Source organism: Blastococcus xanthinilyticus, assembly GCF_008124835.1.
GTDB classification, from domain to species: Bacteria; Actinomycetota; Actinomycetes; order Mycobacteriales; family Geodermatophilaceae; genus Blastococcus; species Blastococcus xanthinilyticus.
In genome coordinates this window covers 63,749-80,375 of record NZ_VNHW01000001.1, presented here as the reverse complement: position 1 = coordinate 80,375, position 16,627 = coordinate 63,749, and the positions used below count along the sequence as shown (strand labels likewise).

Annotated in this window: 16 protein-coding genes; 10 read left to right on the top strand and 6 right to left on the bottom strand. The window is 74.9% G+C overall.

All coding sequences use genetic code 11. The features are described 5' to 3' along the window. Complete coding sequence (locus BD833_RS00395; RefSeq protein WP_166531152.1) at positions 1–513, top strand: universal stress protein; 513 nt, start codon at positions 1–3, stop codon at positions 511–513. Beyond that, positions 510–1,457, top strand: coding sequence for an SMP-30/gluconolactonase/LRE family protein (locus BD833_RS00390; protein ID WP_243737357.1), 948 nt, complete (start codon positions 510–512; stop codon positions 1,455–1,457). Before BD833_RS00395 ends, BD833_RS00390 begins: the two co-directional genes overlap by 4 nt. 26 nt (positions 1,458–1,483) lie before the next feature. Here BD833_RS00390 and BD833_RS00385 read toward each other — a convergent pair whose 3' ends face one another. Next, complete coding sequence (locus BD833_RS00385) at positions 1,484–2,137, bottom strand: TetR/AcrR family transcriptional regulator (RefSeq protein ID WP_166531151.1); 654 nt, start codon at positions 2,135–2,137, stop codon at positions 1,484–1,486. Between the two features lie 147 nt (positions 2,138–2,284). Between BD833_RS00385 and BD833_RS00380 the strand changes: the two genes are divergently transcribed. The 6 genes from BD833_RS00380 (at position 2,285) to BD833_RS00355 (ending at position 8,053) form a co-directional block, all read left to right on the top strand. Beyond that, positions 2,285–3,775 carry a flavin-containing monooxygenase gene (locus BD833_RS00380; protein WP_166531150.1) on the top strand — a complete coding sequence of 497 codons (1,491 nt, stop codon included), beginning with the start codon at positions 2,285–2,287 and terminating at the stop codon, positions 3,773–3,775. Further along, on the top strand, positions 3,772–4,617 hold the full coding sequence (locus BD833_RS00375; protein ID WP_208092258.1) for an SDR family NAD(P)-dependent oxidoreductase: 846 nt from the start codon (positions 3,772–3,774) through the stop codon (positions 4,615–4,617). Before BD833_RS00380 ends, BD833_RS00375 begins: the two co-directional genes overlap by 4 nt. Positions 4,618–4,670: 53 nt before the next feature. Then, on the top strand, positions 4,671–5,684 hold the full coding sequence (locus tag BD833_RS00370) for a GNAT family N-acetyltransferase (RefSeq protein WP_166531149.1): 1,014 nt from the start codon (positions 4,671–4,673) through the stop codon (positions 5,682–5,684). Positions 5,685–5,739: 55 nt separating this feature from the next. Further along, entirely contained in the window at positions 5,740–6,402 is a 663-nt protein-coding gene (locus BD833_RS00365) for a class I SAM-dependent methyltransferase (protein WP_166531148.1), read from the top strand. Between the two features lie 307 nt (positions 6,403–6,709). Continuing rightward, on the top strand, positions 6,710–7,549 hold the full coding sequence (locus tag BD833_RS00360) for a lytic transglycosylase domain-containing protein (protein WP_166531147.1): 840 nt from the start codon (positions 6,710–6,712) through the stop codon (positions 7,547–7,549). Between the two features lie 108 nt (positions 7,550–7,657). Beyond that, positions 7,658–8,053, top strand: a complete 396-nt coding sequence (locus BD833_RS00355) for a hypothetical protein (RefSeq protein ID WP_166531146.1) — start codon at positions 7,658–7,660, stop codon at positions 8,051–8,053. Here BD833_RS00355 and BD833_RS00350 read toward each other — a convergent pair. The 5 genes from BD833_RS00350 to BD833_RS00330 all read right to left on the bottom strand — a co-directional run bounded on the left by BD833_RS00350 (position 8,041) and on the right by BD833_RS00330 (position 13,434). Beyond that, complete coding sequence (locus BD833_RS00350) at positions 8,041–8,484, bottom strand: hypothetical protein (RefSeq protein WP_166531145.1); 444 nt, start codon at positions 8,482–8,484, stop codon at positions 8,041–8,043. The two genes, BD833_RS00355 and BD833_RS00350, sit on opposite strands and share 13 nt — an antisense overlap. A gap of 62 nt (positions 8,485–8,546) precedes the next feature. After that, positions 8,547–9,266, bottom strand: coding sequence for a GAF and ANTAR domain-containing protein (locus tag BD833_RS00345; RefSeq protein ID WP_243737356.1), 720 nt, complete (start codon positions 9,264–9,266; stop codon positions 8,547–8,549). A gap of 222 nt (positions 9,267–9,488) precedes the next feature. After that, a complete protein-coding gene (locus BD833_RS00340; RefSeq protein ID WP_166531143.1) occupies positions 9,489–10,346 on the bottom strand; it encodes an MEDS domain-containing protein in 858 nt (285 codons plus the stop codon). Positions 10,347–10,435: 89 nt separating this feature from the next. Then, on the bottom strand, positions 10,436–11,851 hold the full coding sequence (pntB, locus tag BD833_RS00335) for a Re/Si-specific NAD(P)(+) transhydrogenase subunit beta (RefSeq protein WP_166531142.1): 1,416 nt from the start codon (positions 11,849–11,851) through the stop codon (positions 10,436–10,438). Further along, complete coding sequence (locus BD833_RS00330) at positions 11,848–13,434, bottom strand: Re/Si-specific NAD(P)(+) transhydrogenase subunit alpha (protein ID WP_166531141.1); 1,587 nt, start codon at positions 13,432–13,434, stop codon at positions 11,848–11,850. The genes pntB and BD833_RS00330 overlap by 4 nt, the downstream gene beginning before the upstream one ends. A gap of 293 nt (positions 13,435–13,727) precedes the next feature. On the opposite strand from BD833_RS00330, the gene BD833_RS00325 reads away from it, so the two are divergent. Together BD833_RS00325 and BD833_RS00320 are read left to right on the top strand one after the other, a co-directional pair. Beyond that, a complete protein-coding gene (locus BD833_RS00325; RefSeq protein ID WP_243737355.1) occupies positions 13,728–15,803 on the top strand; it encodes a putative bifunctional diguanylate cyclase/phosphodiesterase in 2,076 nt (691 codons plus the stop codon). After that, on the top strand, positions 15,800–16,627 hold the full coding sequence (locus BD833_RS00320; RefSeq protein WP_166531140.1) for an HDOD domain-containing protein: 828 nt from the start codon (positions 15,800–15,802) through the stop codon (positions 16,625–16,627). Before BD833_RS00325 ends, BD833_RS00320 begins: the two co-directional genes overlap by 4 nt.

The following is a 16,627-nucleotide window of genomic DNA, read 5'->3' as shown; positions in this document are numbered from 1 at the left end:
GTGGACGAGGTCCGTGAGGTCGTGCAGGTCGAGGGTGGCATCGTCGTCGGCCACGACGGGTCCAAGTGCGCCCAGGAGGCGGTCCGCTGGGCGGCGCGGCTGGCGCGGCGGGCCGACGTCGACCTGCACGTCGTGCGCGCCTGGTCGATGACCACCGCGCCGCAGCCGAGCACCTGGGAGCCCGGCTACGTGCCGCCGATGACCGATTGGGAGAAGGCGGTCCTCGACGAGCTGACCGCGCACGTCGCCGCGGCCGGGGTGGACCCGGGCGTCCGGGTCACCTGCCACGTCGTGCACCGGGCGCCGGTGCAGGGGCTGCTGACCGCCGCCGAGGGGGCCAGCCTGCTGGTGGTCGGCGCGCGCGGCCGGGGCGGCTTCGCCGGCCTGCTGCTCGGCTCGGTCAGCGACCAGCTCGTGCACCACGCGGCGTGCCCGGTCACCGTCGTCCGCACCGGTGCCGGAGGCCGCGACTTCACCGCCGCCGAGGCCGGCTCCGCCGTCGTCGGGGAGTGACGGCCCGGGAGGGAGCTCCCGCCGGGCGCGACTTCGGCGGGACGGTCGTGGTGCCGGTCGGCGAGGGCCCCGAGGACGTCGTGGTCGACGGCTCGGGGCGGGTGTACACCGGCCTGGCCGACGGCCGGATCGTCCGCCTCGCCGGCCCCGCCGGCCCGGTGGAGACCGTGGCGCGCGTGCCCGGCCGCCCGCTGGGCGTGGAGCTGCTCGGCGACGGCGAGCTGCTGGTGTGCGCTTCCGAGGCCGGGCTGCTGGCCGTCTCGCTCGCCGACGGTGCCGTCCGCACGCTGGTCGACCGGGTGGACGGCGCCCGGCTGGAGGCGGTGAACAACGCGGCCGTCGCGGCCGACGGGACGATCTACTTCACCGACTCCTCGCAGCGCTTCCGCATCCCGCAGTGGCGCGCCGACCTGGTGCGGCGCACCGCCACCGGCCGGCTGTTCCGGCGCGGCCCCGACGGCGACGTCGACGAGCTGCTCGGCGGGCTGGAGTTCGCCAACGGCGTCGCGCTGGCCGCCGACGGGTCGTGGGTCGCGGTGGCCGAGACCGGGGCGGCGCGGGTGCGCCGGGTGTGGCTCACCGGCGCGCGGGCCGGCACCTCGGAGGTCTTCGTCGACGACCTCCCGGGTCATCCCGACAACATCGCCCTCGGCTCCGACGGCCTGGTCTGGGTCACGCTGCCCAGCCCGCGGGTGGCCTCGCTCGCCGTCGTGCACCGGCTGCCCGCGCCGCTGCGCGCGCTGGTCGGCATGCTTCCGCCGGCGCTGCAGCCGAGCCCCGGCCGGACGCTCGGCGTGCTGGCCGTCGACGACGGCGGCCGGGTCGTGCACCGGTTCAGCGGCGAGATCCCGGGGTTCCAGATGCTCACCGGCGTGCGCGAGGCCGGGGGCACGCTGTGGTTCGGCAGCCTGACCGGGAGCACGGTGGCGACCCTCGCGGTCTGAGGGCATCGCGGTGCGGGGTCGCGGCCTCAGTCGGGGATCGGGCCGCCGTAGATCGCCGACAGCCAGATCCCGAGGAGCACGTCGACGACGTCCTCCTCGGCCACGGCGGGCCCGTCGCCGCTGAAGGTGGCGTAGAGGACGCGCTCGTTCATCGACGTCAGGGCCACGGCGAGCTCGCGCGAGGGCAGGCCCGGTGGCGCGGCGCCGCGCGCCCGCTCCGCGTCGACGGCGTCGGCGCACTGCCGCACCCAGCGCTCGAACACCACCGCCCACAGGGCCCGTACCTCGTCGCTGGTCGAGCGCGCCTGCGCCCAGGCGACGGTGAGCGCCCGGTGCGCCCGGAAGGTGTCGTAGTAGGCGGCGATCGCCCGCGCCCAGCCGTCCCGCGCGCCCGCGGCCGGCGTCCCGAACACCCGGCGCATCGCCGCGTCCGCCTCGGCGACGACGCGGTCGAGCAGGGCGAGCAGGACGGCGTCCTTGGAGGAGAAGTAGAAGTAGAACGTGGGCCGGGAGATCCCGGCGCCGCGCGCGAGGTCGTCGACCGAGATGGCGGCCAGCGGCCGTTCGGCCAGCAGCCGCTCGGCGGTGGCGAGGATCGCCAGCTCCCGGTCGTCGCCGGAGGGCCGGGCGGCCCGTCGGCCGCGCCCGGCACCGGGCAGCTTCCCCGTGGCAGTCGGCACGGTCCGCAGACTAGCCGCAGCACGCCGTTCTTCGACACCGTGTTGACTCCTTCGACGGAGCGTCGATAACGTCGTCGGCGACGCCGTCCTGCTACCGGCGCGGCCCCAGTTCCGGCGCGGCCGGACCAACGAACCGGAGATGCGGGCATGTCGACCCAGCACGTGGACGTCCTGATCGTGGGAGCCGGCCTCTCCGGCATCGGCGCCGCCTGCCACCTGGAGAAGGACCGGCCGGGCACCAGCTACCTGGTGCTGGAGTCACGGGCGGCCCTCGGCGGCACCTGGGACCTCTTCCGCTATCCCGGCGTCCGGTCGGACTCGGACATGTTCACCCTCGGCTACTCCTTCCGCCCGTGGAACGAGGCGAGCTCGATCGCCGACGGGCCGGCCATCCGCCGGTACATCGAGGAGACCGCACGCGAGTTCGGGGTCACCGGCAAGATCCGGTACCACCACCGGGTGCGGTCCGCGGAGTGGTCGACGGCGGAGGGCCGGTGGACGGTCACCGCCGAGCGCACCGACACCGGCGAGACGGTGCAGCTGACCTGCTCGTGGCTGTCGGCCTGCTCGGGCTACTACCGCTACGACGAGGGCTTCCGCCCCCGCTTCGAGGGGGAGGAGCGCTTCCGCGGGCAGTTCGTGCACCCGCAGCACTGGCCCGAGGACCTCGACGTCACCGGTAGGAAGGTGGTGATCATCGGCAGCGGCGCCACCGCCGTCACCCTCGTGCCCACCCTCGCCGAGCAGGCCGAGCACGTGACGATGCTGCAGCGCACGCCGAGCTACATCATGTCGCTGCCCAGCCGCGACCCCCTGGCGCAGTGGCTCCGTGCCCGGCTGCCGGCGCGGGCCGCGTACCCGATCGTCCGGTGGAAGAACGTGCTCAGCAGCACCGCGCTCTACCAGCTCAGCCGCCGCCGCCCGGCGCTGGTGCGCAGGCTGATCCGCCGGCTCACCGAGAAGCAGCTGCCGGCCGGGTTCGCCGTCAGCACGCACTTCAACCCGCCCTACGACCCGTGGGACCAGCGGCTCTGCCTCGTCCCCGACGGCGACCTGTTCCGCGCCCTGCGCGGGGGGAGGGCCTCGGTCGCCACCGACCGGATCGCCACCTTCACCGAGGACGGCATCGAGCTGGAGTCGGGGGAGCACCTCCCCGCCGACGTCGTGGTCACCGCGACCGGGCTGAACCTGCTGCCGGCCGGCGGGATGACCCTCGCCGTGGACGGGGAGCGGGTCGAGCTGCCCGAGACCGTCTCCTACAAGGGGATGATGCTCTCGGGCGTGCCGAACTTCTCGATGGTCATCGGCTACACGAACGCCTCCTGGACGCTCAAGGCCGACCTGGTCAACGGCTACGTGTGCCGGCTCCTCGACCACATGGACGCCCACGGCTACGGATCGGCGACCCCGGTCGCCCCGCCGGAGGGCGCCGACGCGCCGTTCCTCGACCTCGCCGCCGGCTACGTGCAGCGCAGCCTCGCCGGCCTGCCGAAGCAGGGCGGACGCGCGCCGTGGCGGCTGCACCAGAACTACCTGCGCGACGTCGCGCTGATGCGCCGTGGCGCCCTGGAGGACGAGGGCATGACCTTCCAGCCGCGGGCGCGGGCCGCCGCGGTGCCCGAGCGGACGGTGGCATGATGGGTCCCTACGCCTTCGCCGGCGGAACGGCCGTCGTCACCGGGGCGGCGAGCGGCATCGGCGAGGCGCTGGCCGGGCAGCTGGCCGCCCGCGGCAGCCACCTGGTGCTGCTCGACCGCGACGCCGGACGGCTCGAGGCCGTGGCCGCCCGGATCCGCGCCGCCTCCCCGGCGCTGCGGGTCGCCACCACCGTCGTCGACCTGGCCGACGACGAGGCGACCGCGCGGCTGGCGGCCGCGCTGGTCGCCGAGCACCCGGAGACGACGCTGCTGGTCAACAACGCCGGCGTGGCGCTCGGCGGCCGCTTCGACCAGGTCACCCTCGAGGAGTTCGACTGGGTGATGGCGGTGAACTTCCGCGCCGTCGTCCGGCTCACCCACGCCCTGCTGCCGGTGCTCAAGACGCACCCCGGGGCCCACGTGGTGAACGTGTCGAGCGTCTTCGGCATCTTCGCCCCCGCGGGTCAGGCCGCCTACGCGGCCAGCAAGTTCGCCGTCCGTGGTTTCAGCGAGTCGCTGCGGCACGAGCTGGCCCAGGACGGGATCGGCGTCACCGTGGTGCACCCCGGCGGCATCCGCACCCGGATCGCCGAGAGCGCCCGGGTCGGCTCCGGCGTCTCCGTGGCGGAGTACGAGCAGGGGCGCAAGCAGTTCGCCAAGCTGCTGCGGATGCCGCCGGAGGACGCCGCCGCCCGGATCGTCGCGGCGATCGAGCGGCGGCGTCCGCGGCTGCTCATCGGCTGGAGCGCGACCGTGCCCGACCTCCTCGTCCGCCTGCTGCCCGGCAGCTACTGGCGGCTGATCGCCCGACGGGCGGCACCGGCGACGCCGCCGTCGGTCTGAGCGTCGGCCTGCGCGGCCGAAAACCGGTTGCCGCGGGCGGTAGAACTCCGGATGTGACCGCCCCGCCCGCCCGCATCGTCGAGCTCGGCCCGGACGACGCGCTGTTCCCCGCCTGGTGCGAGGTCTGGGCCGCCGGGCAGCGCGCCGACCGCCCCGGTGAGCCGCCCCGGCCGGCCCAGGACCACGTGGCCCTCGGCCGGCAGCTCGGCACGCCCGGTGGGTCCCGGGAGGGCACCCACCGGGCCGCCGTGGCCGACGACGCCGTCGTCGGCGCGCTCCGGGTGATACTGCCCCTGAGGGACAACGCGTCGGTGGCGATCCTGGACGTCGCCGTGCACCCGGACTCCCGGCGCCGGGGCGTGGGCAGCGCCCTCCTGGCGGAGGGCGCCGCCCTGGCGGCCGGCCGCGGCCGGACCGTGCTCATCGCCGAGGTGGACGAGGCCACGCCGGCCTCGCCCGGGCGCGCGTTCGCCGAGCGGCACGGCTGGACCTGCGACCTGCTGGAGACCCGCCGCGACCTCCTGCTGCCGGTGGACCCCGCCCGGCTGCGGGCGGTGGCGGCCGAGGCGGCGCGGGCCGGCGGCGGGTACGACGTCGTCACCTGGCGCGACCGCACCCCGGACGCGCTGCTCGAGGACCGCGCCCTGCTGGAGCGGCGGATGACCACCGACGCCCCGCACGGGGAGCTGCCGGTCGAGGAGGAGGAGTGGGACGGCGAGCGGATCCGCGAGTACGAGCGGTCGCACGTCGCCCGCGGCCGGACGGTGCTGTCCGCCGGCGCCGTGACCGGGAGCGGGCGGCTGGTCGGGTTCACCGAGCTCCAGGTCCCGCTGGCGCAGCCCGAGCGGGCGCACCAGGGCGGCACCCTGGTGCTGCGCGAGCACCGCGGGCACCGGCTGGGGGCGCGGATGAAGGTGGCCGTGCTGCGCGAGCTGGCCGACCGGTTCCCCGTCGTCCGGCGGATCAGCACCTACAACTCCGACGGCAACACCCCGATGGTCGCGGTCAACGAGGCGCTCGGCTTCCGGCCCGCCGGTCGCCTGTCGACCTGGTCGCTGCGGCAGTGACGCGGGCGTCCCGCCCGGCCGCGCACCCGCGTGCCCGGTGCGGTTGACTGCCCGGGTGCCGGCCGACCGCCCCGTTCCCGCGTCCTTCGTGCGCGCCCACACGAGGCCCGTCCGGCCGGCGCTGGTCCCCGAGGTGGAGCTGCTGGTGGCCGCGGACGTCGTCGCCCTGTGGGAGGCGATGGAGACCGAGCAGGGGCGCACCTCGACCGATCCGCCGTTCTGGGCCGCCGCCTGGCCGGGCGGTCAGGCGCTGGCCCGGTACGTGCTCGACCACCCGGAGCTGGTCGCCGGCCGGAGCGTGCTCGACCTGGGCGCGGGCAGCGGGCTGGTCGCCGTCGCCGCCGTGCGGGCCGGCGCGGCGAGCGTGCTGGCCAGTGACGTCGACCCGTTCGCCCTCACCGCGATCACCGTCAACGCCGAGCGGAACGGGACGGCGGGCATCACCCCGGTCGGTGACGTGCTGGGCGACGGGCCTCCGGCCGTGGACGTCGTCCTGGCCGGGGACGTCTGCTACGACCGCGAGATGACCGACCGGGTGCTGCCGTTCCTCGACGCGGCCCGCGCCGGGGGGGCCGAGGTGCTCGTCGGCGATCCGGGGCGGGTCTACCTGCCCGAGGACCGGCTGGAGGCGGTGGCCGCCTACGACGTGGCCGACACCGAGCCATCACCCGACCGCCCCGCGCCGGTGCGCCGGACGACGGTCTGGCGGCTGCCCTGAGCTGTCGCCTGGCATCCTTTTCCCGTCCGGGGATTGTCACGGCGCGATAACGGTGGTTACCGTGGGTCCCGCCCGTCGGTCGTCCACTCCCCAGCAGGGGAGGTCCGCCGGGCGCCGCCGAATCGCCCGCAGCCAGAGAGCCGCGGGGGAGCCGGGGACCCACCGCAGCACTGGGGTGAATCGCGCGCCGGGCACGTCCCGTCGCGGGTAGGGCCTTCTCCGCCCGGCACCCGCTGCTACTCGACCACCCCGCAGCAGCGCGCCCCCCGCGGCCCTGCCGTGCCTGCCCCTGGAGCAGTTCCACCCCATGAACCTTCGCGCCACCACGATCGCCCGCGCCCCGCGTCCGTCCGAGGGCCGCCGGCGGTCGGTGCCGGTCCGCCGCCCCGCGATCCTGCTCGCCGTCGCCGTCGCCGGCGGCCTGACCGTCAACGGTGTCGTCGCCGACCAGCCGCCGGCGCAGGCCGAGCCGCAGCTGGCGTCGGTCGCCGTCGCCGAGCAGCTGGGCCTCTCCGCCGAGACGCCGGCCCCCGAGGTCACCGAGCGCGCCGCCGACACCCTGGGGCAGCTGGCCGCCAGCCGGAGCGAGCGGAGCGCGGAGCAGACCGCGGCCGCCGAGGCCCGCGCCGCCGCGGAGCAGGCCGAGCTCGACCGCCGCGCCGCCGAGGAGGCCGCCCGGATCGCCGCGGAGGAGGCCGCACGGGCCGAGGCCGCCCGGATCGCCGCCGAGGAGGCCGCACGGGCCGAGGAGGCCGCACGGGCCGAGGAGGCCGCGCGGGCCGAGGCCGCCCGCGCCGCGGAGTCGCAGGCCGCGGCCGCGCGACCGGGGCGCGGCACCACCGCCGCCGCCGCACCGGCCGGGTCGTACAAGGACTACGCGATGCAGCAGCTCGGGGGCTCGGGCAGCGAGTTCACCTGCCTGGAGAACCTCTGGGGCAAGGAGAGCGGCTGGAACCCCAACGCGCAGAACCCGACCAGCACCGCGTACGGGATCGCGCAGTTCCTGAACTCCACCTGGGCCGGCACCGGCATCGCCAAGACCTCCGACGGTTACCGGCAGATCGACGCCGGCCTCATCTACATCGAGAACCGGTTCGGCTCGCCCTGCGGCGCCTGGTCGCACTCCCAGTCGGTGGGCTGGTACTGAGCGGACCCGCTCACGGCCCCACCGCTCGCCGCCCGGCTCCCGTCCGACAGGCAGGGCCCTCCGCCCGTGCCTAAGGTCGGGTGCGGGACCGAGCGGCGAGGGGGAACGATGACCGGGTCCGGGGGAGACGACCGGCCTGCGGGCCAGGGCGGTGGGGTCGGCCGGTCCGTCGACGACTTCGTCGCCCAGCTGCGGAGCTTCACCGAGCGCGCCCGCAGCCTGGCCGGCAGTGCGACGTCCCGGCTGCCGCTGCCCGCGCTGCCCAGCCCGCCCGGAACGATGTCGGCGGCCCAGCTCCGCGCGGTGATGGACATGGTGACCGCGCAGCGGGCGTCGATCGCCGCCATGCGCGCCCAGCTGGACGCCTTCGACCAGCAGCTCGCCGTCTTCGAGCGGATCCTCGACCCCCTGGTGGAGTGGAGCTCGACCTGGGCCCGGCTGGAGGACGCGGTCGGCGACCTGGTCCGGCGGGACGGTGGCGACGCCGCGGATCAGACGCCGTAACCGTCGTCGTGGTCCTCGTCGCGGGGACGGCGGCGGAGCAGGTCGGTCACCGACCCCACCCGGCTCTGCGCCTGGCGCAGGCCGGCGATCAGCGGCATCAGGTCCTCGTGGATCCGGCGCAGCGTGTCCGGCACGGTGTCGACGGCCGGGTCGTCGAGCACCCGGCCGACCCGCTCGAGCCCGGGCTTCAGCGCCCGCACCGGCTCCTCGAGCTCGGTGACGAGGTCCTCCAGCCGCTCCGCGATCCGCTGCGCCGAGGCGATCGTCTCCTTCGCGCTGGTCGTGGCCTGGGTCAGCTCGCGCACCGTGCCGTTGAGGTCGGCGAGGGTCCGGGGGAGCTGCGCCAGCGCCTCGGTCTGGGTCTGCAGCAGCGCCAGCAGCTCGCCGAACCCGGGGATGCGGGGCATGCCGAGGCCGCGTAAGGGGTCCACCCCGCCACCGTCGACGACCCGCGCCCCGCCCGCAACCCGGCGCGGCGCCGCCCTCGCGCAACTCAGGCCTGCGGCAGCTCGCCGGTGAGCACGAAGTGGCCGGCGACGTCCCGCAGCTTGGTGTTCCGCTGCATCGACACCCGGGCGAGCACCTGGAACGCCTGGTCGGCGGTGAGCTTGTACCGCTCCATGAGGATGCCCTTGGCCTGGTCGATGACCGCCCGGGACCGCAGCGCGGCCTCCAGGTGCTCGGCCCGCTCGACCGCGCTCTCGTACAGGTACATGTTCGACACCGGGCCCACGGCGTAGGCCGCCAGCCGGGAGATGAGCTCCTGGGTCCGGGCACCGGAGACGGCCATCTCGCGCGCGTACAGGTTCAGCGCGCCGAGCACGCTCTCCTGCACCGGCAGCGGGTAGGACAGCACGCTGCCGCAGCCGTCGGCGGCCGCCGCGGCGGCGAACTCCGGCCAGGGGCTGTCGGCCCGGGTGTCCGCCACCGCGGCCGGCTGCCCGGTCGTCGCGGCCTGGAGGCACGGGCCGGCTCCGGTGCGGTACTGGAACTCGTCGAGCCGCAGGGCGAGGTCCCCGCTGGTGGCGACCGTGCTGGGCCGGCCCTCGCCGACGACGGTCACCGACGCGATGGGCTGCCCGGGCAGGATGCGGGTGGCCAGCTCGGTGACCTTGCGGAGGACCGATTCGAGCGAGTGCTCGGCGAAGGACAGCTGCGCCAGCTCGTCGAAGGCGGGCTGGACGAGGGCAGCAGCGTCCTCGGGGACTGTCACGGGGGGTACTCCGTCAAGGCTTGCACCGGACGGGACGCGTGCCGGCGGGACGTGGAGCCACCCCGGGGGTTCCAGGGACGCTCCAGGGGCCGGGCGCGAGGCCCGGCCGCACGCCGGCTGTGTGACGTGCTTGTGGTCTGCCAGCATAGTCGGGCGCTCCGGGCCTCCAGCGTGGCCACGGCGACGGCGTGGCAGGCGGCGGGGCCGCCGCGGGCCGGTCGCTCAGGCCGAGGCGCGGAAGGAGACCGCAGTGCACTCGTCGAGAGCGAGCAGGTGCCACATCCGCCGGAGGAGGGCCGGCGCGTTCCACAGCTCGACGCGCACCCCGTCGCCGGTGAGCGCGGCGGCCCACGCAGCGATGGCCCGGCAGGCCGCGACGTCGGCGAAGGTGAGCTGCGACAGGTCCAGCGCGCAGGCGCCGCCGGGAACGGGGGAGGCGGTCAGCGCCCGCGCCAGCCGCTCGGCACCCAGGACGTCCACCTCGCCGGCCACGGCCAGGCCGGCCGCGTCGTGGAAGACCCGGAAGGGGGGCTCGGCGCCGGGAGCGTGCACGAGCGGGTGGACGGCCGTGCAGTCCGCCAGCGCCGCCGGGGGCACGTCGTCCCGGTAGGCGCACATCGCCGTCATACCGGGGCCGGAGGCGACGTAGGCGTCGGCCGCGTGCTCCCAGCGGGCGAGCTCGGCCTGGTGGGCCGGGTCGGCGGCCAGCGGGCTCACCTCGGCCAGCACCCGCAGCCCGGTGTACCCGTCGGCCAGCGCCTCGCGGGTGGCGGCGTCGTAGAAGGCCCGCTGCCGCTCGGCGCTGAAGGCGCCGGCGGCGGCGTAGGCCTCGGCCAGGGAAAGCGTGCGGAGAGCGCCGGAGGCGACGAGCGCCGCGGGGCCACCGAGCGCGTCCGGGTTCCCGAGCAGCCCGGCGACCACCCGGTCACCGACGCAGAGCAGCCGCTGGCCCGCGGCGAGCCCACCGGCCAGGAACTCCAGGGCCGCCCCGTCGAGCTCCTGCTCGTCCCGGTACACCCAGCAGAGGTGGTCCTGCGCGCCGGGGACCGGTACCTCGGTGACCAGTCCGTGAACGCGCATGAGCGCACCGTAACGTCTTTCCGCCTCGTGGAACAGAGACGTTCGGCTCTTCCCGCAGGTCACAGCGCCTTTGGCTCACAGCGACCGGTTCAGAGCGCCTTGAGGATGTCCTCCACCCGTTCCCGGGCGTCGCCGAAGAGCATCCGGGTGTTGTCCCGGAAGAACAGCGGGTTCTGGACGCCGGCGTAGCCGGTGTTCATCGACCGCTTGAAGACGACGACGCGCTCGGCCTCCCAGACCCGCAGCACCGGCATGCCGGCGATCGGGCTGGCGGGGTCCTCCGCCGCGGCGGGGTTGACCGTGTCGTTCGCGCCGATGACCAGGACGACGGAGGTGGCGGCGAGGTCGTCGTTGACCTCGTCCATCTCCAGGACGATGTCGTAGGGCACCTTCGCCTCGGCCAGCAGCACGTTCATGTGGCCGGGCAGCCGTCCGGCGACCGGGTGGATCCCGAACAGCACGTCGACGCCGCCCTCGCGCAGCTTGCGGGTGAGCTCGGCGACGGCGCTCTGGGCCTGGGCGACGGCCATGCCGTACCCGGGGGTGATCACCACCGACGTCGCCTCCCGCAGCAGCTCGGCGGTCTCCTCGGCGGTGATCTCGGTGTGCTCGCCGTAGTCGACGTCGGAGGCCGCGGCCGACCCCTCGTTGCCGAAGCCGCCGGCGATGACCGACAGGAACGAGCGGTTCATCGCCGTGCACATGATGTAGGAGAGGTAGGCACCGGAGGACCCGACGAGGGCGCCGGTGATGATCAGCAGGTCGTTGCCGAGCAGGAAGCCCGAGGCGGCGGCCGCCCAGCCGGAGTAGCTGTTGAGCATCGACACCACGACCGGCATGTCGCCGCCGCCGATCGAGGCGACCAGGTGCCAGCCGAGGGCCAGTGCCAGCGCCGTGACCACCGAGAGCACCAGCAGGTTCGGCTCGGCCACGAACACCACGGTCAGGACGGCGAACAGCACCAGCGCGCCGAGGTTGAGCCAGTTGTGCCCCGGCAGCATGAGCGGGTTGCTCCGGATCCGCCCCGACAGCTTCAGGAAGGCCACGATCGAGCCGGTGAAGGTGACCGCGCCGATGAAGACGCCGATCACCACCTCGCCCGAGTGGATGCCGGCCTCGGCGCCGGTGAGCAGCGGCCCGCCGTCCGCGGGATCGACGCCCTCCACCGACAGGTAGCCGTTCCAGCCGACGAGGACGGCCGCGAGGCCGACGAAGCTGTGCAGCAGGGCGATCAGCTCCGGCATGCCGGTCATCTCGACCACGCGCGCCCGCCACAGGCCGATGGCGGCGCCGATGACGACCGCGACGACCAGCAGGGTGAGGCCGACGGTCGAGATGTCGCGGGTGGCCAGGCCGACGGTGGCGACCAGGGCGATCGCCATGCCCGCGATGCCGTAGGCGTTGCCGGCCTTGGCGGTCTCGTGCCTGGACAGCCCGGCCAGGCTCAGGATGAACAGCAGCCCGGCGACGATGTAGGCCGCCGAGGCGGCGGTTACGGCGGTCATCGGGCGGCCCGCCGGGCGGGCGCGCCGGCGGCGCTGGGGCCGCGGGAGAACATGCCCAGCATCCGGCGGGTGACGGCGAAGCCGCCGAAGACGTTGATGCTGGCGACCAGCGTCGCGACGAAGGCCAGGGCCCGCACGATCCCGTCGTCGCTGCCGAGCTGCAGCAGCGCGCCGACGACGATGATCCCGGAGATCGCGTTCGTGACGCTCATCAGCGGTGTGTGCAGGGCGTGGTGCACGTGGCCGATGACGTAGAACCCGACGACGACGGCCAGCGCGAACACCGTGAAGTGACCGACGAGCTCGTCGGGGGAGAAGGCGGCCACCAGGAACAGCAGCGCCGCACCCAGGCCCACCAGCGCGAACCGGCGGCCCGGCGCCGGCGTCCGCTGCGGCACCGCCGGCGCGCCCGCCGTCGCTCCGGGCGGGGGCGCGGGCGGCGGGGCCGGAGCGGCGGAGACCGGCACCGGCGGTGGGGGCCAGGTCTTCTCGCCGTCGCGGACCACGGTGACCGCGCGCTGGACGACGTCGTCGAAGTCGACGACCAGCCGGCCGTCCTTCTCCGGGGTCAGCAGGGTCAGCAGGCTGACCAGGTTCGTGCCGTAGAGCTGCGAGGCCTGGGCCGGCAGCCGGGCCGGGAGGTCGGTGTACCCGATGATCGAGACCCCGTTCGGCGTCACGACCACCTCGTCGGGCACGGAGCCGGCCACGTTCCCGCCCTGGGCGGCGGCCATGTCCACGATCACCGAGCCCGAGCGCATCGAGGCGACCATCTCCTCGGTGAGCAGCCGTGGCGCCGGCCGGCCGGGGATCAGCGCGGTGGTGATGACGATGTCCACGTCGCGGGCCTGCTCGGCGTACATCTGCGCGGCCCGCCGGGTGAAGTCCTCGCCCATCTCCCGGGCGTAGCCGTCCGTGCTCACCGCGACCTCCGCGTCGGGCACCGCGACGTACTCACCGCCGAGCGAGCGCACCTGCTCGGCCACCTCCGGGCGCACGTCGGTGGCCCGCACGATGGCGCCCAGGCTCGAGGCCGCGCCGATCGCCGCGAGCCCGGCCACGCCGGCGCCGGCGACGAGCACCTTCGCCGGCGGCACCTTGCCGGCGGCGGTGACCTGGCCGGTGAAGAAGCGGCCGAACACGTTGGCCGCCTCGATCACCGCCCGGTAGCCGGCGATGTTGGCCATCGAGGAGAGCACGTCCATCGACTGGGCGCGGGAGATGCGTGGGACCGCGTCCACGGCCAGCACGGTGATCGGGCGCGCCGCCAGCGCATCGACCAGCTCCGGGTTCAGCGCCGGCGCGAGCAGGCTGATCAGGGTGGCGCCGGCGGTCAGCCGGTCGATCTCCCCGGTCGCCGGCGCGTTCACCCGCAGGACCACCTGGGCGCCCCACGCATCCGCCGCGGTGCCGATGCGCGCGCCGGCCTCCGCATAGGCCGCGTCCGGGAAGCTGCTCGCGGCGCCGGCACCGGCCTCCACCACGACGTCGTACCCGAGCGCCACGAGCCGGGTCACCGTCGTCGGCGTCGCCGACACCCGGGTCTCGCGGGGCCGCGTCTCGCGGGGGACACCGATCTGCATCGTCGCGCTCCATTCCTCGGGGGCCGGCCTCGTCGCCGGCCCGCCAGTGGCGGGGTCGTTCGCGGTGCTGGGGGGATCTTGCCTGCTGACCGGCGACGGCGACCGCCGACGGGGCGAGTGTGAGGCAGTGCACGTCCCGCGGCGCCGCCGCCCGGTCCCGGTGGACGACGCCCCGGCGGTCTCCCCCCAACGGGGTGCGCGGCACGAGGTCGGGTGAAGGGGGCGCCTGCGAGCGACCGAAGTGAACCGGGTGCGGCCCGAACGTCGGGATCTGCGCGGACGAGGGGAGGACCGTGTCCGTCATCATCAGCGAGCCCGACGACGACCGCGTCCCACCGGAGATCGTGGCCTCGGTCTTCTACAGCGCGACCGTCAGCGACAACCTCGCCCTGGTCGTCGCGGAGGTGGTGGCCGGCCGGGCGCGGATCAACTGGTGCAACGTCGGCGCGATCGACCTGCTGGGCTACGGCCTGGACGACCTGCGCGCGCTGCCGGTGGACCAGCTCTTCCCGAGCCTCGGTGGCGGCGAGCTGCGGCTGCTCCTGCGGCGCGAGCGGGCGGCCCGGATGACCCTCCCCGTGCGGACGGCCAGCGGCGCGACGGTGGAGGCGGTCGTCACCACGACGCCGTCACCGAGCGGACGCATGTGGACCATCCGCATCCTCTCCACCACCAACGAGCAGGAACGGGCGCTGCGGGCGACCGCCGACGCCCACGAGCGCCGGTTCTCCACGCTCACCGAGCGCTCCCCGGTGCCCACGCTCCTCTCCGAGCAGGGCATGCGCCTCTCGCACGTCAACGACGCCTTCTGCAGCCTCGTCGGCCGCCGGGCCGAACAGCTCCTGGGCACCGGCTGGATGGACACCGTCCACGCCGAGGACCTGGACACCGTCATCGAGCAGGTGTCGGACGCGCTGGAGGGCCAGGAGGTGGAGACCCAGGTCCGGCTGACGCGGGAGGACGGCTCGGTCCGCACCACCGTGATCCGGTTCGCCCACCTGTTCACCCCTGGCGTGGGCGCGGGCTTCGTCGGCACCATCGAGGACATCACCGACCGGCTGGCCTTCGAGGCCACGCTCGCCCACCAGGCCAACCACGACCCGCTGACCGGCCTCCCGAACCGGACGCTGCTGGCCCGGTACGTCGCCGACCGGTTCGTCCCCGGCACCGGCGGTCTGGCGTGCCTCTTCCTCGACCTGGACAACTTCAAGGTCGTCAACGACTCCCTGGGTCACACGGCCGGCGACGAGCTCCTCACCGAGGTCGCCGCCCGGCTGGGCGCGGTGGTCCGCCCCGGCGACCTCGTCGCCCGGTTCGGCGGCGACGAGTTCCTGGTCGTGTGCGAGCACGTCGACCAGGCCGCCGCCGTCGCCCTGGCGGAGCGGATCTCCGCGGAGCTGGCCCGCCCCGTGCGGCTCGGCGGGGTGGACGTGCGCCCCTATGCCAGCGTCGGGGTCACCGTCCAGACCGATGAGCACACCGACGCGGAGGAGCTGATCCGCGACTGCGACATCGCGATGTACCAGGCGAAGGCCGGTGGCAAGGGGCGGATCACCGTGCTGGACCAGCGGGCACGGGAACAGGCCCGCGACAAGCTGCGCCTGGTCGCCGAGCTGCGGGACGCCATCGAGCGGGGCGACATCACCCTGCTGTACCAGCCGATCTTCAGCACGCGGGACGGGCGGCCGGTCGCGGTCGAGTCCCTGGCCCGGTGGACGCACGCCGAGCGCGGGCCCATCAGCCCGGCCGTCTTCGTGCCGCTGGCCGAGGAGAGCGGGCTGATCGCCGGGCTCGGCCTGCTCGTCCTCGACGAGACCTGCCGGCAGCTGGCCGAGTGGGACCGGCTCATGGGGGACGGCGCACCCCCGCGGGCGAACGTGAACGTCTCCGCGCTGCAGCTCGACGCCAACCTCCCGGCGCAGGTGGCCGAGGCGCTCCAGCGGCACGGGCTGCACTCCTCCCGCATCTCCATCGAGATCACCGAGTCGGCGCTGATGAAGGACCCCGACTCCGCCCGCCTGGTGCTCTTCCAGCTGCGCGAGCAGGGCGTCGAGCTGGCCATCGACGATTTCGGCACCGGGTACTCCTCGCTGGCCTACCTGCGCCACCTCCCGGTGAACTGCCTGAAGGTGGACCGGTCCTTCGTCGCGGAGCTGGCGCACGGGCACACCGAGATCGCCTCCGCCGTCATCGCGCTGGCCCGCAGCCTGAACCTGAGCACCGTGGCCGAGGGGGTCGAGACCCCGGAGCAGGCGGCCGAGCTCACCCGCCTGGGCGCCACCTACCTGCAGGGCTTCAGCCTCAGCCAACCCATGACCGGGAGCGGTACCGCTGCCTGGTTCGCGACCCGGGGGGAACCCACCCGATGACCGTCACCCCGCTGTCGGCCCCGCCGCCGGCCTTCGACCTGGAGAAGGTGCTGGCGAGCATCGACACGATGGCCGCCCAGCGGCCCGTCGCGGCGCAGGTCGTCACCGTGGCGAACGGGGAGGACACCAGCGCGAAGGTGCTCTCCCGGATCCTCGCCTCCGACGTGGCCCTGGCCACCCGGGTCATGAAGCTCGCCAACTCCGCCTACTTCGGCATGCGCGGGCGGGTGACCTCCCTGCAGTTCGCCGTCACGGTGGTCGGCTTCACCACGGTGCGCACCATGGCGACCGTGGCGCTGACCGAGCTCGACGACGAGTCGCGGCTGCCCGAGAACTTCTGGGACGTGACCACCTGCCTCGCCCTGGCCGCCGCCACCCTCGCCCCGCGCTTCGGGGAGCGGCCGCCGGACGCCCTCTGCGTCGGGCTGCTGGCGCAGATGGGTGCGGCCCTCCTGCACCACAACGACCCCGACGGCTATGCCGAGCTGGTGGCCGAGCACCCCGACGTCACCGGCCGGCGGGCCGCGGAGCTGCGCCGGTACGGCGTCCACAGCGTCCGGCTGACCGCCGTCGCGCTCGAGCAGTGGGGCTTCCCGCACAGCATGACCGGCCGGCTCAACCAGATCGACGACTTCACGTCGCTGGAGGGCGGCCTGTTGCGGGCCGCCTTCGAGGTCGCGTCCCGGCTCACCGCCGACGACCACGACCCGGTGCCGATCATGCGGCTCACCTGCGGGCAGCTCCGCGAGGACGACCTGGTGCCCGTGCTGGACTCGGTCCGCGCCGACGCCGACGAGCTCCGCCGGGCGATGCTCGGCGAGTGA